This window comes from Pontibacter sp. YIM B11418 (assembly GCF_059278805.1).
On the sequence record NZ_JCAEMH010000004.1, the window covers coordinates 98,962 to 121,862 of the forward strand.

8 protein-coding genes are annotated in these 22,901 nt (G+C 51.0%); all 8 read right to left on the reverse strand.

The window, feature by feature from the left end; all coding sequences use genetic code 11:
* Nucleotides 1–7: 7 nt before the first annotated feature.
* The 8 genes from AC4QZR_RS11020 to AC4QZR_RS11055 all read right to left on the reverse strand — a co-directional run bounded on the left by AC4QZR_RS11020 (nt 8) and on the right by AC4QZR_RS11055 (nt 22,894).
* A complete protein-coding gene (locus AC4QZR_RS11020; RefSeq protein ID WP_494480972.1) occupies nt 8–3,907 on the reverse strand; it encodes an HNH endonuclease in 3,900 nt (1,299 codons plus the stop codon).
* Between the two features lie 105 nt (nt 3,908–4,012).
* Complete coding sequence (locus AC4QZR_RS11025) at nt 4,013–8,935, reverse strand: Ig-like domain-containing protein (protein WP_494480973.1); 4,923 nt, start codon at nt 8,933–8,935, stop codon at nt 4,013–4,015.
* A gap of 13 nt (nt 8,936–8,948) precedes the next feature.
* A complete protein-coding gene (locus AC4QZR_RS11030) occupies nt 8,949–11,033 on the reverse strand; it encodes a hypothetical protein (protein WP_494480974.1) in 2,085 nt (694 codons plus the stop codon).
* Nucleotides 11,030–15,655 (reverse strand): hypothetical protein, encoded by a 4,626-nt coding sequence (locus AC4QZR_RS11035; protein WP_494480975.1) that lies wholly within the window; start codon nt 15,653–15,655, stop codon nt 11,030–11,032. Before AC4QZR_RS11035 ends, AC4QZR_RS11030 begins: the two co-directional genes overlap by 4 nt.
* Before the next feature lie 400 nt (nt 15,656–16,055).
* On the reverse strand, nt 16,056–18,347 hold the full coding sequence (locus tag AC4QZR_RS11040; RefSeq protein ID WP_494480976.1) for a GH92 family glycosyl hydrolase: 2,292 nt from the start codon (nt 18,345–18,347) through the stop codon (nt 16,056–16,058).
* A gap of 124 nt (nt 18,348–18,471) precedes the next feature.
* Nucleotides 18,472–20,208, reverse strand: a complete 1,737-nt coding sequence (locus AC4QZR_RS11045) for a DUF4886 domain-containing protein (protein WP_494480977.1) — start codon at nt 20,206–20,208, stop codon at nt 18,472–18,474.
* Nucleotides 20,209–20,297: 89 nt separating this feature from the next.
* On the reverse strand, nt 20,298–20,996 hold the full coding sequence (locus AC4QZR_RS11050; protein ID WP_494480978.1) for a DUF3823 domain-containing protein: 699 nt from the start codon (nt 20,994–20,996) through the stop codon (nt 20,298–20,300).
* A gap of 11 nt (nt 20,997–21,007) precedes the next feature.
* Nucleotides 21,008–22,894 (reverse strand): RagB/SusD family nutrient uptake outer membrane protein, encoded by a 1,887-nt coding sequence (locus AC4QZR_RS11055; RefSeq protein ID WP_494480979.1) that lies wholly within the window; start codon nt 22,892–22,894, stop codon nt 21,008–21,010.
* Nucleotides 22,895–22,901: the final 7 nt, after the last annotated feature.

The window sequence follows — 22,901 nt, forward strand, 5'->3', positions numbered from 1 at the left end:
CAATTTATTAATTAAAATTAGGGCCCTTAAAAAGTCCTTGTAGTCCACGATCTATTGTTGCAGCCCCTCCTGAGTGACCAAAACCGCCACTTGTTACATTATGAACGCTTGACGGTACAGGAATCATAGATCTACCATCTTGATGATGGTGCCACGTATGCTCCACGCCATCTATTTTAATCTTACCATTGGGCAGTGGTTGAACATTTTTTGCTCCAAACTTATTTCTCGCCCAATTATTTGCTGCTGTCATATCAGTCCCTTTACCTGTTAAGGCATTAGACTCAAAAACATACTTTTTACCTGCTGAATATGCAGTGAAGTCTGGAAACCCATCTTTATCATATCTAATACTTACACTTTTACCTTCAATTATCTTTGTTACTGTAAAATCAATTTTGCCTTTGAAACCTGCAGGAGCTTGAAGATTTTTGTATAAATCTCCCACTTTTTGTTGTAAGTCTGGACTTAATTTGGATACTTTTTCTAACAAATCAATGTTAAACCTTACATCATGTCCTGCATTATTGAACACCTCCCAACTACCCACCAACTCCGGCTTCTTATATATAGCCTTGTACAGACCTTCTGGATCATTGGCAAGATCATCAAGCAGTCTCCTTCTGACTGTCTCGTCTGCGATGTCGTCCACGCGCTTCCTCACAGCCGGGCTTAAACTCGCCAAAACATCATCTGCTTTTTTGGCAGCAACTACAGCCAACTCTTTAGCCTCTGCTGCATTTTTCACGATGCCTTCGGCTGGGTTATCCTTAATATCTTTGATCTTAAGAAGGCTCTTTACGCCCCCAATGGCAATCATCGATACCCGCACAGCATCCTTACCGCCTTGATGACTGGCTACATCGCCACCCAATCTATAATTCTCATACCGCTCCAGAGCCAGGTTCTGAATGTCCTCCCACTTCAGGTCTTTGATGCTGCCCCATACCCCTTCGTATGTCTCCCTTGGGTGGCGCACTACCTGATAGGCAAACTGCACAAACTGTACACCTTCCAAGGCTTCGTCCAGCACCTGATCAGTGGCACCAGCCATAAGCGCCGGCATTTTGAAGCTACTTTGTTCATATTCGTCTGGTTTCTGCTGTTTGTTCCATACCCGCTCAGGCAAGCGTGCATCCTTTACAACTTCTTTACCGAACTCATAAATTGCTGCAATGGATTCTACAACACCCATTTTCTCTTTATAGAATTGTCCATAAGTTGCAGATGTACCATTACTTTGAGCATCTGCACTAGATGTCAGAGAGGCAACTTCCTCAAGTGCCTGTTTTTTAATCTCTTTTTCTATCGCTGGCAGTTCACTTTGAAGCTTTGCATGGTCGGACGTTAACTTATTCTTGCCGAAGTTCATTTCCACTCCCCACTTCTGCCCGTCCCAGCAGGCAAAGATGGCAACGTCGTCTGTGAAGTCTTTCGATACCACTTTTTGCTTAGCCTTTTCAGGACTTAGCTGACTTATACTTTGGCTTCTAGCTGTTAACTCTGTTACTTTACCTGCTTTGCAATCTGCTAAGTATACCTTAGTACCGTTTAAGCCTTTCTTCTGCAACCATTTCTGAAGCATACCATCTTTCAGGTATGCTAATAATGGATTGCTTGCTTCCTCTTCACAGTCTTTAAATGGCAATCTTTTTACAGTCTGCAGTTTCCGGTAAGGTTCGAGAAATAATATAGTCTTATCCATTACCCTTTCAGCTACAATGGCTGGAAATCTATAATCAACTTCCTGTATCTCTACCCCACAGTCTCCACCAAAATTATATTTGAGTAGTAGCCTAATATTTTGCTGGCCCGCTTGGTAAGGAGTCTTATCTTTATATAACTCGTCTGTATATTTCTTATCTTTTGCTACAAAATATCCAAGGAATGCGTGGCCGTCTGAGCTCAGTTTGTCCTTAGGTATTTTTGCAACGTAGCTTTTACCATTCCACTTGAATGCTCCAAGAGTACCGTCTGGTAGTATGCTTTCATGAAACTTCCTGAACTCAGGCTCAGCTCCTTCAGGCAATGTTATTGGCGTGCCTATAGGTGTCAGGTATGTTATTCTCCCATCTGACTTCACCGCCTCCCCTTTGGCCAAACTCTTCTGGTCTGGTGCATCCACTGTAGGATTCTGATGCTCCATCTTGTATACCTCCTCCACAAATTGGAGCTGGTAGCTAGCTTCAGTAGCCTGAGCAATGGCCTGTGCCTGTGCATCTCCGTCGCCAGCCGCAGCCAACATAGTTTTCTCTCTCAGCTCCTCCATCAGTTCCTGGAACACTGCTTTCTGTTCAGGAGACATTCCCGGAATTTTAGCCAGCGCTTTGTTCTGGGATTCCTCAAGTGAATCCATATCCTCCTGTGTTGCTGTTCCAGACTTGATTTTGGAAATTAACTCATCCAGTTTGGCGGTAACAATCTTTACTGCTGCTGTAGCATGCTGCCACACTTCACCCACATCCGCCACCTGCCCCTCACTCGCGTCATATACTGTCTCGATCACACCGGCTATCAGCTGGTAATCAGTGTTTACCTGTATATTGGCAAACTGTACCCGCACGCGGGTTTCGCCCAGGAAAGGGATGACCACGTAGCCGGTGCCCGTGAAGCTTTTCTGGCCGCTTACACGCAGCAGGCGCACCGGGAAGTCTCCGGCCATGATCACCTCGCCCGGCTGCAGGGCCTCCAGTTGTGTCTTGTTTGCCAGGTTCAGGCGCGGCTCCAGGTTACACTGCGCCAGGCCCTGAGCAGCTCCCCGTTCCGGCATGTCGAAGCGGTGCAGCGGACTAAAAGCCCAGGCATCCTCACTGGTTACTGTGCCGCACTGGCTACCAACGCGGTACTCATAGCTGCGCCCTGCCTTCAGCTCGTAGAGCATGGCTCGTGGCTCGCTGCTGCGTACCTTGTGCCACTGATCTGCTTTGCTGTTGCCGAGCTCCCGGTATTCCACCAGGTAGCGGAAAGCGGTCGGGTCCGGCATCCAGGCAATCTCAGCCCTTCCGGATTCAGCCCTGGCCAGTGCCTGCCTTGGTGCCGGACAGTCGGCCTGGTAGGTAAACCAATGTACCTCCGTATACCCACTGTTGCGGAAGAGCTCGGTGGTCTCTGCCCCTATACCTCCTTTTGCCCGCACACGCCAGCCATAGCGCCTGCCCGGCAACAGGGCCGGTTCAGCAGGGCCATACAGCAGTGTGGTCGTGCGGGTGGTTGTCTGGAACAGCGGCTGCGACGTGCGGAAAGCGACCTCCGGTGATATACCTGTGTCCCAGAGCTCCACCAGCGTAAACTCATACTCAGCGGCAAAAGCGCTACTGGCGAGGTGGCGCGGCGTCCATTGGAAAATAATGTTCTGCGGGTCGCGGTATGGGATGAGCTCCCCCTTGCGCGGCAGGTTCACCAGCGGCGGGTCAGAAAGGCTCAGCCAGGCTGTGGCACAGCTTTTCTGCGACACCACCTGCCCTGTGTTCACTTCCACGGCTTCAAAGCAGAAACTGTAAAGCCCTTCCGGCAGCCTGCCCTGCTGCTGGTACTGGCTGCGGGTCATGCCCGAGAAGTCCAGGTTATTGGGGTGAAAGTAGGGTGCCAGGTCCTGCAGCGAGAGCCGCAGCGGCACGCCCGCCTCCAGCTGCAATAGCGGCAGGTCTGCGTAAGCTTTGTTACGGAGCTGCGCACTCTGCCCTTCTATGCTCATGCGCAGCCTGACCGACAGCACCGGCTTTTGCAGGTCGCGGCTGATGAGCGTGACCACCATTTTCTCCCGGTCCTGGCTGTAGTAGTCGCTCAGGTAGATGCTGTAGGGCTGCAGCAGCTGCGGGATCACCTGCACCGGCTTTACCTGTTGCGCGCTGCCTGTTCGCCAGCAGCCAGCCAGGAGCAAGAAGAGTATAAGTAGTTTTCGTAGCATTCGCATATTGTAATTCACTGTACTGAGTTTGCTCCTAGCCTGTGCTATAGCGCAGTACCGGGAGCAGAGTTGTAGTGCCGCAGGCATGGTTTCCGGGGTCACTGTTTAAATGATAATGATCTTTAAAATTCTGCTGCCTTTGGCTGTTTCCAGCACCAGGAAGTACTGGCCCGCCGCCAGCTTGCCTGCCAGTTCGTACCTGATCTCGTAAGAGTCGGAGCCGCCCTCGTGCCGGTCGTCTACCAGGCTGTTGTGCTGCATATTGAAGAAGCGTAGTCGCACAGCCGTTTTCTCCAGCAGCTTTATCCGGGCGGTGAAGTTGCCCGTGCTTGGGTTCGGCAAAACAGTAAACTCTTTAATGAATGGCTCCTGGGTGGCACCCAGGTTATCGAAGCCCTGACGCTCCAGGATCATGATCTTCTTCGTCAGCACCTGCTCACAGCCGCCCATTAAGGCCTTCATACCGATGGTATACTCGCCTGCCTGCGTAAACTTCAACTTCAGTTCCTGCTGGTCCTGTGCCACCACTTGCGCCTGAGATTGTGCAGGCAGCACCCACTCCACCGACTCAGGAGCCGGATCGCTGATGTTTACGGCCACTACTTCATCGCCCACAAATGCCTGTGTGGAGACTACAAAATCGGCAGCCACCACCGCAGCGCTTACCGTAACCTTCACTTCATCTCTTCCGACGCAGCCTTTGCTGTCGGTCACCGTTACCCAGTAAGTTCCTGCCTGGGTCAGCATTACGGCGGCCGTAGCGGCTGTAATGCCATTGTCGCTGCTCCACTGGTAGGTAGCGCCTGCATCGGCAATGGTTGCGTTGAGCTCCACGGACTGCCCCTGGCACAATACTTTGTCCGGACCAAGGTTTACGGTAAGTGGAGCCGGCTCCTGCAGGGTATACTGCTGCACCGAGATACAGCCCTCGGCGTCGGTAATGGTGACGGTATAGGTGCCGCTGCAGAGACCGGAAATAGCACTGGTGGTAGCGCCGGTGTTCCAGGTATAGGTATAAGGTGCTACCCCACCGGTTACCTGCAGGCTGATGCTTCCGTTGCAGTCCTGGTAGCAGACAGGCGCCGTAACTGCCGCCTCTACCTGGATGTTCGATGGATGCAGTATCTCCACCTGGCCCGCCACCTCACAACCGTTAGCGTCCTGCACAAACACAAAGTATTTTCCTGCCGGGAGATTCTCCTGATTTGCCGTAGTTGCTTCATTGGACCAGGTATAGGTATAAGGGGCCGTGCCGCCTGCTACCAGTGCTGTGGCAGTGCCGTTGGTGCCGGAGTCACAGGTAACAGGTGTAGCGCTGAGGCTAAGCGTAAGCAGTTCCGGCTCTGAAATGATGACCGCTTCTGAATACTGCGTGGCTCCGTTCCTGTCTGTTACCTGCACCTGGTAGGTGCCTGCCCCCAGTCCGCTGGCCATGTAGCCTGACTTACCAGTTGAGACTCTTTTGCCGCCTTCCAGCCTAAACCAGTTGTAGCGGTAAGGCGGTGCGTCATAGGGCACGCCTCCTTCGGCAGTAGCCACCAACTCACCCGTCTGCTCTCCATGGCACAGGATAAAGGCGACCTGTTCCACTGCCACCGTCAGGAGTGGCGGCTGGGTAATTTCAAAGGTCTGTGTAACATAGCAGCCAAGGAAATTTTCACCGGTGGCTTGCTTAAAGTTCCGGTCGTATACCTGCAGGGTATAGATCCCCTCCGGCACGTTAACGAGCGTGGTTCGGAAGGCTCCGCCTTCGACAGATGTGTTGTAGTTATCCAATGGGTTTTGCTGCTCATCCAGCCATACCACCTGGTACTCTCCTGCCGCGTCCGGTGTGCCACCTGTGATAGTGGCTACAATGCTTCCGTCGCTGCCGCCAAAGATGAGCGGAGCTACTACTTCACTGTTGCTGATCTGTAGGGGCGCGAGCGGTTGGCTTACCTCCACCTGCAGTTCTTTTTCGGCTGCGCCTTCTTTTGCATAGCAACTGTTCTTGTCACGCACTTTGAGGTAATAAGTGCCCGCCGGAAGCTGCTGAACCGTGTGTGTGGTAGCTGCCTGAAAGGGAACCCAGGTATATTCCGTAGCGGTAGCAGACCGGAAGCCGAGTTCATAGTTCCCACTGCCACCGGCAGCAGTTATGCTGATCTGTCCATCGCTTCCGCCAAAACATGCTACCTCCCTGGACGAAGCCTGGAGCGTAACAGCAGCCGGCTGCGCCACCACAAAGGGACTCGATTCCTGGGTAATGCCGTACTGATCCGTTACCAGCACCACATAGTTTCCGGCTGCCAGCTCAGTGGCATGTTTCCCTGTATGTGCTAGCGTCCGTCGTACATTATTTTCAATCTTATACCACTGATACTGGTAAGTATCGCCTTCAAACGGCACCCCACCGCTTGCTTCGGCTTCCAGGGAGGCTGTTGATTCGCCGTAGCAAAGAATCAGATCATTTTGTTTCATCGTCACTTCCAGTTTAGGTGGCTCCGTTACCTCGAACTCGTGCATCACAAAGCAGCCTACACTATTTGCTGCTACAGCAGCCTGGTAGTTGTTGTCGTATACCTGCAGGGTGTAGGTTCCTTTGCCCACCTGCTGCAGTGTGGTTTCGAACACGCCGTCCGTCACGGCAGTGGTATAGGTGCTCAGTTGTCCGTTCGCCCTGTTACGCCACACCACGGTGTAGCTACCATCTGCTTTTGGAGTACCTCCTGTTACGCGCACCTGTATGCTGCCATCTGCAGCCCCGAAAGCACGCGGTGGATTGACACGGAACCATGCTAAACTGAGCGGGGACTCTGGCTGAGAAATTGTTACCAGTCCCTCGGCTTCCTGGCCGCTGGCGTCTGTTACGAGACAGCCGTTCTTATCCCTTACTTTTATAAAATAGGAGCCGGCAACAAGGCCTATCAGTGTATGGGTGTTTGCTCCGCTGAAAGCTATCCAAGTAAAATCGGCATCGTCTGCTGCCATAAAGCCCAGCTGGTAACCGCCCTGCCCTCCTGCAGCTGTAATCGTTATCTGACCGTCGGCTCCTCCGTAGCAGAGCACATCACGTGCACTCGCTGTGAAGGAAAGTGCAGCCGGTTCCGAGAGCACAAACGGTGCTGACTCCACTGTGATATTGTTTTTGTCGGTCACCCGTACCTTGTAGGTTCCCGCCGTTAAGTTGCCGATCTCCGGTGCGCTTTCGTCTGCAAGTAGTCTCCAGTTGCCGTTTTGCTGCTGAAACCATTCGTAGGTATAGGCTCCGTCACCGGTTGCTGTGAGAAGCACCCCTCCTGTGGCCGTTCCCTTTAAACTGCCAGTCGCAGCTCCGTGACAAAGAATCAGACTGGTTTGGGCCAGTGTTACCTCCAGCTTTGGAGGCTGTTTCACTTCAAACGTCTGCACCAGCTCACAGCCGCTGCCTGCTTCAGCAGCATAGTTCCTGTCGCGTACCTTCAAGGTATAGCTACCTGCAGCCACCTGATCTAAGGTGGTGGTAAAGGCTCCAGAGGCTGTGCTGTTGTTTACATTTGTGAGTATCCTTCCACTAGCATCGGTCCACTCCACAGTGTAAGTACCTCCTGCAAGTGGAGTTCCACCTACAATGACTGCCCGAATGCTGCCATCGCTATACCCAAAGGCCAAGGGCTCGGTGATGGTGGTATTGTCCACCTTCAGCGGCGCTGCAGGCTGTGTTATAATCACTTCTTTCTCCTCTATTTCGCAGCCGTTCCCGTCTTGCACCTTGACGTAATAACTGCCAGCTGACAGGCCGGAAAAGGTATGGCTGGTTGCGTTGCCAAATGAAGTCCAGTCCCACACAGTTTCATTTGCATTCCGGACCATGGCCCGATAATTCCCTACACCACCTCCGGCTGTGATGCTGATCTGCCCGTCGCTGCCACCAAAGCAGGACACTTGCCTGGCGACGGCAGGGCTGAATGTTACCTGGGTTGGGGAACTGAAGCTGGCGGTTGCAAAGTTGCCAGTTCCCCCTGTGTAAGAAGGTATACCTGCGTAACCAGCGATCATACTAATAGCATATTCTCCAGGTCCGAGTATCTCAGGCCAGGTATAGGAATTGTCCGGTGCCAGTGCCGTTATGTTCTCAGCTGATTCGCTCTGGGCACCACTCAAGGACAGGTTCAGTTTCTCGCCGTTTAGGAGCGCCCGGTCAAAGTAAATCTTAAGACTTCCATTCTTTTCTCCAAAGCACCGGTTGGGGAACGGCTCTACTTTCGTAATGTTCGGAGCACTCAGGCGTGCATTCATGGTGACGGTATTCGTCCCAATATCGGCACAGGCATACTTGACTCTGAAATAAATATTACGCCCAACCATATTCTGGAAGTCAGTACCAAACAGGTCTCTTCCGGTAAATGAGGTGCCAGGGGTATAATTGATACCTGAAGGAAAGTCTCTCCAGATTATACCTTCTATAGGGATTGGCCAGCCCCAGGTTTCCATGGTTCCGTATTGCCAGTGATAGGCATAGTTGGGGAAACCGGCTGTAGCATTCAGCGTTACTTTGTGGTCTGATGGCAGAAAATTCTCAGGATTCTCCGGGTTGTACACCCCTGAAATAGATGCTACCGGGTAAATCAATACCTCTACGATACTTTCCCACTGCGGTACAAAACCATCATTTGCTACAAATTTTCGGTAGTAGCAGGATTTGTATGTGTTTGGTATAAGAATTTGCTTATTCCCGTCATTACCGTTACAACCAACGGCATTTCTCCATTCCCTCTTGCCATAGATTGTCATACCGGTCAGATTCTTGGCACCGGAAAACCGGATCGTCTGCTCAGGTAAAGTCACAAAAGTTTTGCTCAGAGAATTATTCAGGTTAAAGTTGACAACTGTTTCGGAAGCTGCGTTGCCATAGTTGAGGGTTACCTTAAACTCATTACTACACCTGCCACTATGATTGTCCTGCGAGTCCCTGATCTGCATTTTGATCTTCATCTCGTACTGGACCTGGCCATATAACCAGCTGCAGTTGATCAGGCAAAATATCAATGTGAGTAAAAGTCTGTTCATAGAGGGCGTGTAATTAATAGGTCACTGTGATTTCTTTCATTTTGGACATACCGCCGCTTTTGAGCCTGGCGCGTACCAGGTAGCGGTACTGCGTGTTTGGCTGCAGCGCCTCATCCACCACCTGCTTCTGGTCTCCCTGCACGTACTTCCAAAGAGTAGGCGGTGCGTCATTGGCGGCTTTGTAAAGCTGGTATTCGGCCACGTTCTGCAGGTTGTCGGCCCAGAAGAGCTGGATGTAGCGCTTTTCTCTGTCGACGAAAGAAGTAAGGTCTTTTATCTCCGCCACATTAACTCCCGGAGGAATTTTGACATGAAGCGAAGCGGATGGCTCCGACAGTAAGCCACTCTCATCTTTGGCTGCCAGGTAGTACTGGTAAGTCTTTCCCTCTTCCACCTGCCCGTCCACATAACTCGTTTTATCCTTAGCCAATGTCAGGAGCGGCTGCCAGTCCTCCTTGTCGTTCTGCCTGCGGTGCAGGATGTAAGCCGCCAGGTCTCTGTCAGATCCGGGAGCCCAGTCTAGCCGTACAGTACTGTTCTCTACCTTATAGGAGGTGAGCACAGGCTTATTCGGCGGAATAATATCCGGCAGCGTTACCTCCAGTACAGCTGAGAAAGCCGACTGGTTAAAGCGCCTGTCAAGTGCTGTCACGGTGTAATAGAGTTTGTTGTTCAGGCTCTTGAGAGATACCTTCTCTGTATAGAATGAAGCTTGTTGTACTGAATCAATGACAGGTATAGGCTCATGCTCCATAGAAGCTGTCCTGAATACTTTGTAGCCACGCAGATCAGCCTCTGTGTTGGGCTGCCAGCTTAGTGTCACCACACCAGTACGGTCTACGGAGGCAGTTAAACCAACCGGAAAGGCAGGAGGAATGGAGTCGAGCGGCTGTACCATCACAGGAAAGGAGGTACGCGATTCTCCTTCCAGTGCCAGGGCCGTTATGGTGAAGTAGCTTGTCGAGCTTAATGTACTGGAATGGGTCTTACGTGTGGTGGGAGCCAAGCCACTAGTCACGACGCGGTAGGGACCGGCTGCGTCCGCCGCCTGGTTCAGCTGAAAGCCCCTGATCAGACCTGAGGCCTCTTCGGGGAATTCCCACTCCAGTTCCAGCACGCCTTTCTCGTTGAGCATACTGCTGGTGATGTGTGGCACATAGCTCAGCAGGTTCTTTCCTTTGCCGCTTACTGCTTCTGATGGAGGTCCTTTTTCTCCGAAGGGCGACACCCCCCGAATCCGGTAGTGATAGACGGTGGTATTGTCCTGCAGGGTATCGACCAGGTACATCCGGTCGGCGCCACCTTCACCTTTCTCTCTCAGGTTGGTAACAGGCAGGCTGGATAGCGGATGAAAACTCTGCCCCCCATCGTCCGACCTCTCTACAAAGTAAGAATTATAGTAGCTCCGTAGCAGGTTATCGTCCCAACTCAGCATCACACTCTTGTCGCCGAATCTTGCCGAAACTGCATCTGGTTTAGGCAGTTCCTCATAGTCCTCCAGGCCGATATACACGGAGGCAGAGTCAACAAAGCCCTTCTCACGGGGCATTTTCGGAGTCAGCCTATACAAGTATTTTTCATGCGGTTTGGCCTCATGGTCTACTATACCCAGACCAGCTAATTGAGCCGCCTCGAAGCTTTGGTCTGCCGCATAAAGCGCGAAGGCAAATCGTTGCTGCGCATCTTCAGACTGGGCTATCACCTGGGCTATACCTGCTTCTCCTCCTGAACTCAGCTCAAAGTCATCGCCATAAATAGCCTGTGCAAGTACCGCTGCATAATTGTCCTGCTGGGCAAGCGCCTCCCATTCTTCCAAAGAACGTGGCTTGATCACCCCATCCCCTATAGTCTTCTTGATGGGTTTACTCAGCACCAGGTTGCCCTGCATGACGGTATAGCGCACCAGGGTATAGCCATAGGTGTTCAGCTGCTTCCAGGCCAGCGGATCATCCACAGCCCAGCGCAGTAGGATTTTGTTTTTTTGCGGCCGGGCGATGAGCTGCGATTTTGCTTCCTGTTTCTTCTGTGCGAATACAGGTTGCCCGCCAAAAAGAATAGTAAAAAATGCTACTAAAAGGGTTACTAGTTTGGTTTTCATAACTTAATCGGATTCGCGTATTCTACTATGGTGCTGCTTCCTTTCCGGCCTCCTGGCAACACATACTGGTACTTTACCTGGTAAGCTCCATCGCGCATAAACTGGAACCTGCCGGTAATAAAATAACTGTACTTCGAAAGTCCAGGCATGCCGAGGTACTTGTTGATGATCTGGTTCTGCAGGTCCAGATAATCGTTTTTGTAAGTATGCGGCAGGTTGTAAATGTAAGGCAGACGATTCTGAAGCCCTCCTATACCTTCTTCCACAGCTACTTTGTAATTGTGCAGAACAGGCAGGGCTCTCGCAGGCTTTAGCCCGAACTCAGCCGTGTCGCGATGCGTCAGGTATAGATCTTCAGCAAGTGGGTACTGTTGGTAGAGATTCGGATAGATGTCGTAGCGGAAATAAGCGTCGTTCAGCAAAGCGACCGGCTGCACCAGGGGCTTGGAGCCTGTCGTAGCTACCCCGGTCAACTCACTGATATCGAATGGCTCCGATGGCTGAATCTCCTGTTCCAGCCTGATCACATCAGAGGCTACACGGCCCCAGATAGACTTACTCCCCCTGCTGACGCTGGTTATTTTATCGGAGAATGTACCATAGCTGCTGGTATGGAAGGAATAGGCGAGCAGCGAACGGGCACCGCCTTCACGAACGGTCTCTGCCGCTTTGTTGTCCCGTACTGAAACGTTAGCCCCTTCCTGACTTACGACCTCCCGATAGCCTTCCTGCTCTGTACTAGCTGCACCTGCCTGTGATTTGACGATCCAGTCAAAGCTGTAGTTTGCCGCTGCCCCTAAGGCTGGGAGCGTAAAATTGATCTGGTTGTTTTGCGGGTCGTAACGGTATTGCTGCCTCGCCACAGGTTTGTCCTGCTGCAGCACCTGTAACTCCAGCTCCTGCCCTTCTTTGAACAGGTATGCCTGCCCCCGTTTCAGTTTGACATACCCTTGCGAATACTCATTCCTGTAGAAGTTTCTCTGATCGACTACCGGGTAGGCATAGGCTATGTTATGAAGGGGAATGTTGTCTGGAGCTGTACCTGTTGTAAAGGTTATTTCCCGCTCCTCACCGCTCTTCTTCCCGTCTACATACACCGCCTGCCAACTGCCGTTCTTCAGCTCCTCAAAGCTTACTCTGGCAACTGCCTTAATCTCTGAAGATGGCGGAAGAATTTCACTGGAGATGAAGGTAACCGCGTCTTTGTTGCTGTTCCATTCCAGAGTACCGACTATTTGCTGGCTTTTATGTGTTAGCCTGAACTCATCCAGTTTGATGCGATATGTGCTCCTTCCCTTCTCGTCTTCTATTTCTACCGGCACATCCACACGCATGTTGAAGGCTAACTGAGGAGCCGCAAACACGTCGGTTTCAGCACGGTCTTTCGGCGCTATGTCAGCGATGATCTGAACTCCCAGCGGGCTATCCATGCCACCGCCTACTATGGTGCACTCCTCTCCTATGGTTAGTTTGTAACGGACATTTCCTTTCACCAGGCCCCCCATCACATTGAAACGTACGCCCAGATAACCCGTGAACCAGGAAGGGTTTGGCAGCTTGGCCTGCAGAAGGGCAGCCGTCCCGCCTTTGATAACAGGAACTCTGGCTTTCACGAATCGCAGGTTTACCTTCACGCCCAGCTCCCCCTGCAGGTATACATAGGCCTGACCGTTTGCATACCAGCCGTCCATACCGATCGGACTCATGCTTCCTGCGCAATAGGCTCCTTCATAGTTCTTCAGCATCATGTCGAAGCCCACACCCGCATTAAAATTCGAGTATAGCATCAGGAAGGTGAGGTCGCCTGTTTCTACCTGCAGGCTGGAGCCGAAGGCCATTCCTTTGCCATCTCCCAGGGCGTTCTCATCTCGCATGTAGTCGAGCGAAGCCAGTTCTACACCCAGTATGTCAGACACCTCTCTGGGCGGTGCGGGTGAAGCGGGTATCCTGTCGCCTGCCATGAAGTAGCTTCCTGTTTTTACGCCTACTTTGCCTACACCGAACTGCAGCCCCAGCCGGTCTTCCGGCGTGCCCATGTGCAGGTACCACTCCTGCGGCGCGATCTGCATCACAGCCCAACCCGCCCTGTTGCCTGAAGAAGTTCCCCTTATCAGTCCTCCTGCAGCATTAATGTACAGGTCCATGTTGGCATAAAAACTCCTTCGGGTAAAGTCCATCTGCATACCCAGGTAAGCCGATACGCCCGCCTGCCCCGGTGCTTCACTGACAGGCGTGATGATGGCAGCCGCCTGCTGCGGATTATAAAGCTTGAGACTTTCCAGCCTGTCTGCCAGCGCAGGATTACCCTTCACATAAGCATCCGTTTTCTCCTGTATGGCCTGGAATTTATCTGACAGGAGTTTATCGGCATTTTCCAGACCAGGGACGTTGGCCATAAATTTGGCGAAGCCAAAGAAGCCCAGGTAATTGATGCCGCCGTTTTGGTTGAAAGCAGCCTCAAAGGAAGCCTCTCCGTTCATAACGGACTTTTCGCCTACGCTGAAGAGTACGGCAGCTTTCATACCAAGCCCCATTGAAGCATCAGGACGGTAAACAGCCCCGGTGGGTGAGGCTAGCAGATTCGTACCCTCGCGCTTCATTCGGTAAGAAGCTCCACCTCCAAACCCGGTTAAATTGACAGGAGGCACAATGGGCGCCCCACCTGGAAAGGAGGCACGCGCATCCACAAACCAATAGTTAAACTCTTTTCTGCCGAACATGGCCCTGGCCTGCACATCCAGTTCCAGCGCCTTGAAGTTGGCACGAACCTCCCCTGCAAAACCATTACCATAGATCGGGTCATCCTGCATGAGGGTAAGCTTACCCTCCATGGCAAGGGTGCCCAGGTCAGCCCGTAGGTTGATAGATTCCAGCTCTACTTTTTTATACTTCCATACCTGGATCTCACCCTTGCTTTTATCCAGTTCGCTCACCAGATTTAAACTGGTGCTACCTGCAAACTGTTTCTCCATCAGGTTTACCTTCAGGTCAAAATCAAGGGATACTTCTTCGTTGCGGTTGCGTAGTGCTATGTTATTGATTGAGACAGGGAAATTGGCCACACGCACCTCTCCTCTGTAACCGAAATAATCGGCAGCCAGCATGGGAGCATTAGTCTGTAGGGTCAGTCCTTTAAATTCAATTCCTTTGAAATCCGCTATTGCTTCGGCACTGCCAGCATCCCTCCTGGCGGCAATACTCATCTGGCCATGAAGTGTTGCCTTGGGTATAAATACCCCGTCTTTTACATTCATCTCCAGGTAAGAGTCGCTGAAGAGGGTTGCATTGGCCTGCCACAGGTCCAGTTGCAGTTCGTCTAGAGGATTTACCTGCAACAAGTACTCGTTATTGGCGGCGATCAGAGCGGTATAGCCCAGCGGAACTTTCGAAGCAATAGGCAGGGCAACAGCCCCCTCGAAACCAGCACTCACCAGTTGGTTAGCCTCCAGTCCCAGCTCAAAATAGTTAACTGAAAATGCCCAGCCAGAAGCTGTCCCTTCAGAAAGCGGGAGTAGATTTTGGGCGGAGAGGAAGCCCGTCAGCCCATTATCATCGAGAAGCATGTGGGAGGCTTGAAAAGAAACTCTTCCGCCACTTTTAGCGCTGGACTTAAACTGTGGCGGGAGCTGCACATCCAGGTGGTGCAGGTATACGCCCCGCCAGAGGGCAGGAGATTCAAAGCCCATATACTTCTCCTCATAACCTGGAGGGAACACTATATCAGTACTGTTGCGGAGGTCACTAAAGTCGAAAACAGCGCGGGAGATGCGAAAGGTAAAGCCTTTTAACCCATTCACTTCAAAAGCAGGGAGGCTGACAGAGGCAAGTATATCGTTCCAGTCTCTGACAATTGTTTTAAAGGCCCCTCTTACCTTTTCGCCAAGTATAAGCTCGCCAGCCCGATCCACGGGGACCAGCAAACTGTTGGGAAACTCTACTACGGCAGCAATTCCAAGCTCCCTGAACCCATCACAGTCGATGGAGAGAAAGGTAAGTTCCTGCACCTTGCCGGAACTTACATCCATACCTCCTTTCAACACCAGGGCTGCATTTCCATTGTTTATTCGGATAGGCAAATCTCCTAAAAGGACAAGGTTAGCGTCGCCGATGATACCGCCATCATAAGACAATTTAATTCCTGTTGCCCCAAAGTAGAGTTGATAGGGTGCCTGTGGGATTTCTACCTGCGCATATACTGTAAGGTCGGCATGAGTAGGGTGAAACGCGACATGGCTTATCGCAATTTTTACAGTGGTGTTGTTGACAGTTTTCTTCAGTCCTACTGGCAGGATGTTCAGATCTTCCGGCGTGAGGTATTCTACATACCGATTATCATGCTCTAATTTCTCAATAAATGCTTTTGCCTCTTCCCTGTGTTGGTTGGTTATGGAGGGAACGGGGTAGCTGGCTTGAAAGTAAGCCTTCGTAAACTCATAGGGGAAGGCTAAAGCAGGGAGGTCGGTTGCGTCTCCACCAGGAAGGGAAGTATATAAGGGAATACCAAATGAATCGGACAGGGAGTCCAGATTACGGGCCTGTATTTTTTCTTGCCTGAGCGCAATGCAGATAAAAAAGAGAAACACCCAAGATGTTGGGTATCGGTAGCATAAAATTGTTTTCATAGATGGAGCATCTATATTGCCAAACCAACACACTAAAAAATTGCTTTAATACAATGACTATAGCCTAAACTAGTGGTTCAATATAGTAATCCAAATATATTTAGAAAAACTTATTTATATACATCCTCTCCAAGATTATAATCATATGATGAAAGAAAATTGCTGGCAGAGTAAGGAATTAAATCATGTGAATACATCGCTGTACCTATGCTTGCCATACCGAATGCGAGGGTCAAACCCAGCGAAGCCTGAAAACAAAAAGCCCATCAATATACAATTGATGGGCTTTGCTCTTTAGTCGATAGCAGCAAAGAGTAAAGCTTACCTCCTTCGCCTCAGACTCCCCGAGACTAAATAGAAGCTGAGAGGGATCTGCAACAGAGTATAAGTCCCCGATAAACTATTCGTTAGACAGGGAGTAAGGTGCATCTTCTATAGAAGTACCCCGGCTCTTATTAGGCTTATCAGTCATCTTAAAGTTCAGTTTAGCACCTTTCATCAAATCCGAATGACTCAGCCAGTTGCGGGTATGCGTCTTGCCATTTACGCGCAAGCTCTCTACATACCTGTTTTCAGAACTATTCTTAGGCGCATTGATAACGATCTTCTTACCGTTGGAGAGCTCTACCGTGATATTCTGGAAAAGGGGCGCGCCCAGCACATACTGGTCAGTGGCAGGCGTTACGGGATAGAATCCCATCGCGGAGAACACATACCAGGCAGAAGTCTGTCCGTTGTCTTCGTCGCCACAGTATCCATCGGGTGTGGGTTTGTACATCCGGTCCATGGTTTCACGCACCCAGTATTGTGCCTTCCAGGGTTCGCCGGCATAGTTATACAGGTAGATCATGTGCTGGATCGGCTGGTTGCCGTGCGCGTACTGGCCCATATTAGCGATCTGCATTTCACGGATCTCGTGGATCACCTGCCCGTAATAGCTTTCTTCAAAGACAGGCGGCAGGCTGAACACCTTATCCAGCTGGGCTACGAATTCCTTTTTCCCTCCCATCAGGTCAATAAGCCCCTGCGTATCGTGAAACACCGACCAGGAGTAGTGCCAGCTGTTGCCTTCTGTGAAAGCGTCGCCCCATTTGAACGGATTGAATGGTGATTGGAATTCCCCATTCTTGTTCTTGCCACGCATCAGCTTGTGCTCCGGGTCGTACAGGTTTTTGTAGTTAAGGCTGCGTTGCTTGTATAGTTCTACCACATCATCCGGCTTTTTCAAGGCCTTTGCCAGCTGGTAGATAGCAAAGTCATCGTAGGCATACTCCAGCGTACGGGCGGCATTCTCATTAATTTCCACATCGTAAGGCACATAGCCCAGTTCATTGTAATACGATGCGCCGGCACGCCCTACTGCAGTCAACGGACCTGCGTTGTTGGCACCATTCATCACGGCATCCCAGAGCGTTTCAATATCATAGATATGCTCTTTCCCGAGCTTGAGGTAAGCGTCCGCCACTACCGAAGCCGAGTTGTTCCCCACCATCACGTTTCGCAGGCCGGGGCTTGCCCACTCCGGAAGCCAGCCGCTCTCTTTGTAAGCGTTTACAAGGCCCTCCTGCATCTGCGCGTTCAACTCCGGGTACATCAGGTTCAGGAAAGGAAAAAGCGAACGGAAGGTATCCCAAAAGCCTGTATCAGTGAACATATAGCCGGGCAGTACTTTCCCGTTATACGGACTGTAATGCACTACTTTATTTTCTTTGTCGATCTCATAAAACTTCCTCGGGAACAGCAGGCTGCGGTAGAAGCTCGAGTAGAAGGTCTTGGTCTGATCGTAGGTGCCACCGGCCACTTTTATGCGCCCAAGTTCCTTATCCCACTCTGCTCTTCCGTCTGCTTTTACAGCCTCGAAGTTCTTGTTCCCCAGTTCCTGCAGATTAAGCAATGCCTGATCGTGACTGATGAATGAGGAGGCCACTTTGGCGTGCACCACTTCCCCTTTCTTGGTTTTAAAAGAAATAGCTGCCCCTACGTGATTTGCCTCTGCTTCCGGCTTATCGGAAATCTCATAGTTACTGAAGGTATGCGCTGCTTCGAAATCCTTATCGAATTCGATGACAAAGTAATTCCGGAAATTGTCTGGTACGCCCCCACTATTCTTGGTGGTATAGCCGATGATCCTTCTTTCCTTCGGAATAATTTTGACATGGGACCCCATATCCAGCGCGTCCAGAATGATGTGAGCCTGCTCTGCCTCTGGAAAAGTGAAGCGGAAGAAAGCCGCTCGGGTAGTAGGGGTAAATTCAGTGGTTACGTCGTGATCTGCCAGGTATACGCTGTAGTAATAGGGTTTCACGATCTCAGCTTTGTGCGAAAACCAGCTGGCGCGTTCATCTTCGCGCACCCGAAGATCCCCCGTAATGGGCATAATGGCGAACTGCCCGTAGTCGTTCATCCAGGGGGAGGGCTGGTGCGTTTGCTTAAAACCCCGGATCTTGTCTGCGCTGTACATATAGATCCAGCCGTCTCCCATCTTGCCCGTCTGCGGGGTCCAGAAATTCATGCCCCAGGGACGGGCGACGACGGGGTAAACGTTTCCGTTAGACAACTCGCGCTTGGAGTCTGTTCCCATCAGCGGATTCACCCAGTCGACCGGATGCTCTACTTTTTCTACAATATGATTCTGAGCCTTGGCAGAGAAGCTTAAGGCAATAAGTACAAGGAGGCAAAAAACAAATCTCATACGCAACGTATTAATTTTCATCGGTTATGGCAGCGGGCTTAGTACCGCCTATAAAAAAGAACCAAAGTCCACAGTGAAGTGAACTCTGGCTCAATTAACCTAATCTATTAACAATCAACCAATTTTATTTTCCCGGAGCCAGCCTCATGGCATTCAGATAATAGAAGCCGGATCCGTTGTTATTATTCTCACCCGCAGTTACAGTAACCGTAATCGTACCATTGAAGTCGGGTTGTATGCCATCGGCACATGCCGTTTTGTCCTTGTTGCTCGAGGTCTGAACGTATACCGTCTTCGCGTTTTCTCCGGAAACGATGAACTTCGTTTCGCGGTTATCGCCAACACCAGCTCTTGACCCAAAGAAGCACAGGTTATAGGTAGTGTTCTTATCGAGACCTGACAACGTAAACTGGCTCTGTCTGATCTCCAGATTCTGCCACACGCCGCGAGTGTTACCGTAATAGGATTGGGTCGAAACATCTGCTGGCATATTGAAGTCCGTGTTGGTCTCGCTCTCCCCTACCTCGTTCATCGCATTGAATCGTTGCGTCACCACAAGGGCAATATTGGTAAAGGCATCATTCTCGTCTTTCAGGTTTCCGATGGAAGCGCCTTCGTGATGGTCTCCTAAAGTGTTCCACTTAGGAACGATCTTGTGTCCGAAGTTCACATAGACCGGTGCTGTCAATGGCGCTGCCGGCGCTGGCTGATAATCGGATAGAACGGTAATTTTGTCCGGGTTTAGGACTGCAGCGTGTGCAGCGTGTTGTGCTATTTCAGCTTCAAGATCTGTCAGGCCAGCTGGTTTGTAAGGGTTGCCCACTACGCTGATGCCGGTAAGTGCCTCGAACCAGGTGCTTGCTGCCGTATACCTGCCGATCCCAAAATCCAGGTGGTAGCCGTCCCGGGTGAAGTTATCGCCAATCAGGGTGCTGCGCCCGTTCTGTATGGCGGTGCCCGCCGGAATCACGTAGTCCATGTTGTAGGCAATCTTCGCTTTCCGGTACGCCTGCACAATAGAAGCATACATCACCTTTTGGTCATTGCCATAATTAGGGAAGTCTGAGTGGGTAGAGTTTTCTGAGTAAGCCCAGGTCTGGTGAAGGATATACCTTGTCTCCGGATTCGTAGTGCGCTCTTTTACATACTTCACGAGGGCAGGCAGTGGCGTGGTAAAGGTTTCGTAATTCCCTGAACTGCCGCTTACCTGCTGGAAGCTGACATAATCCCAGTTCTCGTCCTTTACAGCGTATTCAATGGTCGTTTGTGACTTGTTCGTCTTCTCGCCTTCCTCGATTTTCCTGTAGTCATAGGCAGGAGCGTTGCCCTCCGCATTGCTCCAGTGTTGTTCCAGCGAAGCACCCCCGATGTAGAGGTTGCCGATCACGATCGGAATATTTTTGGCCGCTGCCAGTTCGTATAAGTAGCTTTCTATCGCATCTTCAGAAAAGCTGTTTCCAATAGCCAGCACCTTGATCACGCCGTCGTCTTCCGGACCAGTGACAGTCACGTCAAAGGTGGCGCTCACCTTCCTGTCGGAAGAGATAAATGTGATGGTGGAAACCCCACTTCTTTTGGCGGTGATGACGGCGGAATGGTCGTCGTTCATTTTGACACCCGCCACATCAGGGTTGCTGGTAACCCAGCTGTAGGTCCGCTGCGGGTTCACTTTGGGTTCGAAGGTAGGCTTCACTACCAGCTCACCTCCCACCGGAAGCGTCTTGCTACTGGTATCCAAAACTACCGACTGCTCAATGCCCGGTACCTCATCGTCTTTATCACAAGAGATGGCAGTCAGGGAGAAAAGGCTCAGCATTACATACAGGAGCACTTTCATTTGTCCTTGTAGAAAAGGTCTCATATTTTCAGATGATTAGTTGATTGATGTCAGGTATAGGGAGCCTCGTGCAGGTGCTTCCGAGAAAGGCTTGCACGAGGCTTCCTTGCACATTATAATTCAATAAGAACTGGCGGTGCATAGTTGTATTTTGCCTCGGGAGCGTCAACTAAGGCCCCTACCCTGAAATAGTACTTATTGCCGGGTTTCAGGCTGCCACTATGAGCTTCCAGGTTAATTTCCAATCTATACTCTGTTACATCGTTGGTTACCTCATTGAGGTTGACTACCGACGACACAGTATTCAGGGGAGCGCCTACGTTAGGCTCCTGATGGGCAAATAGCCCGATCCGGCTCACGTTGTTTGTCACTGTCTGGTCGAGATTGAAAGTTGCGACGATCTTGTTTTCCTGCCGTTCGATCCTGGCGTTTCTGACGCGGAGGTAGGGTTGCACCTCAAAATTCTTCACGGTATTCCCCTTCACCACAATCTCCTCAGGCTCCACCGGCACAAAGTTGCCGCGTACTGGCCTGATGGTATAGTCTCCTGCGAACATCAGGTTGTTGCGGTAGGTACCGTCGTTCTTCACCACCACATACTGGGTCTGGGGATTCTCAAACCCATGCTCGATGTATTCGATCTGCATCCCGTTAATGATGTCCTGCTGAATGAGTTCACCTGTCTCCTTATCATAAATGCCGCCATTAATGGTTGCATTCGGACCTTCATAATTATCGAGCTCGTTCAATTCGCAACCACCCAGAAGAAACAGACTTGCCAGGGCAATGCTTAATGTCTTGATACTTTTCATAACTGTCTTTCTTAATGCTGAGGATTCTGGATAACTCCGTTGTTGTTTACACCCGGGATGCCACTGTAGTAATCTCTCTCGGGGAAGGTATTGGGCTGAGCTCCCGGCACTCTCTTCCTGATGTAGATATAGGCTGGCTCCTCTCCGCGCAGGTCTAGCATCGGCACCAGCGCAGTTTTCACGTAATTGTTGAAGATCTGGTGGTAGGTGCGTCTTCTGATCAGGTCCCAGTACTCCTTGTTCTCAAAGGCAAGTTCCACAGCGCGCTCCCGCAACACATTCTCCAGTGTCAGAGGTATAGAAACCGTGTGTCCTGCCCTTCTCCGGATGGCGTTCAGCCCCTGGCTGGCCAAATCTGCATTTCCTTGTCCACTCTCGGCTACTGCTTCGGCATAGTTCAGCAGGATTTCCGCGTAACGGATGTCAATAAAGTCGGTGGTTGATTGTAACCAGGTGTTGATGCTGGCTCCTTCATCCAAAAACTTCTTCAACAGGAAGCCTGTACGCGTCATGTTCGGTGTTCCATCAAAACCAGAGTATTGGTTAGTGGTCGCTGCCCCGTAGGCATGATAGGTTGTGCCATTGTGCTCAACCGAGCCTTTCGTAGTTAAGGCACTTCCATCCGGACGAATGACGCCACCCTGAATAACGATCTCCGTACCTTTCCATACCGCGCCAGGGTGGATGATGGAAGCAAAGAAACGTGCATCTTTTCCCTGGAAGATCTCTTCCGGAGTAGAAAACCGGATGTAATCGGCAGAAGGGTTAAAATCCCCTAGCTGTACCTGCCCGTCGGCGGTCGTGACGATGGGAGAAGCTTCTCCCGGTTTTTCATAATTCTCATACCGGTCAACCAGCTCCAGTACCGGGTTGGTACGCCCAACGTGTGGGAAGCCTTCCCCTGTCTGGTTGGGGTTATTCCAGCCATCGTAGTCATGGGCCAGCGGACCGCCCGCATGGCCGTACCCTTTCATAAAGAGCACTTCTGTCATGGCGTCGTTTGGCTGCATAAACAGTTTCTGGTAGTTTCTGGCAGCTTCCTGCGGACTGGACGGGTTCGCCATGTATAGGCCAAACCGACCGGAATTGATCACTGTCTCAGAAGCCTTAATAGCCTCCTGGTAGTAGCGGTTTGCCTCAGACGCTGGCATACCTACCAATCCGGCATCGACAGCTTGTCCTGAAAGCGGAGCGCGGTTCCAGTACTTAGCCACAGAAGCAGCATGCAGGGCAACGCGCGATTTCAAGCCGGCCGCAGCCCATTTCGTGGCTCTTCGCTTCGTTTCGTCCAGGCTATTTCTGGTCTCCGGTAGTTTGTCAAAAGCAATGTCTAATTGGGCAAGCACAAAATCCCAGGTCTCTTTCTCGGTATTGCGTGGCACACGGAGACTCTCCCAATCGGTAGAATAGTTCTGATTTTCAGTAATAATGGGCACCCCGCCATACCTCTTCACAAAACCATAATAGGTATAGGCACGAAGAAATGCGATCTCCCCTTCAATGGCGCTTCTCTCTGCTTCAGAGAAATTAACTTTAGCCACAGATTCCTCCAGCAGGTTGATATCCCGGTTGAGCTGGTAACCGCGTGTCCACCACTGGTTGTTGAACTCATTCCAGTTAGGCCACTCTGAGTGAATGGCTTCCAGTCCGTATTGGGATAGCGACAGGGAACCTGTGTTACCGCGGGAGTTAAAACCTGCACGTGGGAAATACACGAAATCCTCTACCGGCAATTCATAATACATATTCGCCAGGTAACTACGAATACCGTTCGGGTCAGAAAGCACCGCTTCTGCAGGTACTTTGTTCTTCGGTTCAACGTCCAGGGAATCATTACAGGAGCTGAAGGTTCCTACCAGAAGGGCTATGAATAAATATTTTAAGCTTCTATTTTTCATGATTTTG

Bases quoted from the DNA above. Each gene is read 5' to 3' on its own strand.
- AC4QZR_RS11040 (WP_494480976.1), bottom strand. From the start codon at position 18,347: ATGAGATTTGTTTTTTGCCTCCTTGTACTTATTGCCTTAAGCTTCTCT.
- AC4QZR_RS11045 (WP_494480977.1), bottom strand. From the start codon at position 20,208: ATGAGACCTTTTCTACAAGGACAAATGAAAGTGCTCCTGTATGTAATG.
- AC4QZR_RS11055 (WP_494480979.1), bottom strand. From the start codon at position 22,894: ATGAAAAATAGAAGCTTAAAATATTTATTCATAGCCCTTCTGGTAGGA.
- AC4QZR_RS11035 (WP_494480975.1), bottom strand. From the start codon at position 15,655: ATGAAAACAATTTTATGCTACCGATACCCAACATCTTGGGTGTTTCTC.
- AC4QZR_RS11020 (WP_494480972.1), bottom strand. From the start codon at position 3,907: ATGCTACGAAAACTACTTATACTCTTCTTGCTCCTGGCTGGCTGCTGG.
- AC4QZR_RS11025 (WP_494480973.1), bottom strand. From the start codon at position 8,935: ATGAACAGACTTTTACTCACATTGATATTTTGCCTGATCAACTGCAGC.
- AC4QZR_RS11030 (WP_494480974.1), bottom strand. From the start codon at position 11,033: ATGAAAACCAAACTAGTAACCCTTTTAGTAGCATTTTTTACTATTCTT.
- AC4QZR_RS11050 (WP_494480978.1), bottom strand. From the start codon at position 20,996: ATGAAAAGTATCAAGACATTAAGCATTGCCCTGGCAAGTCTGTTTCTT.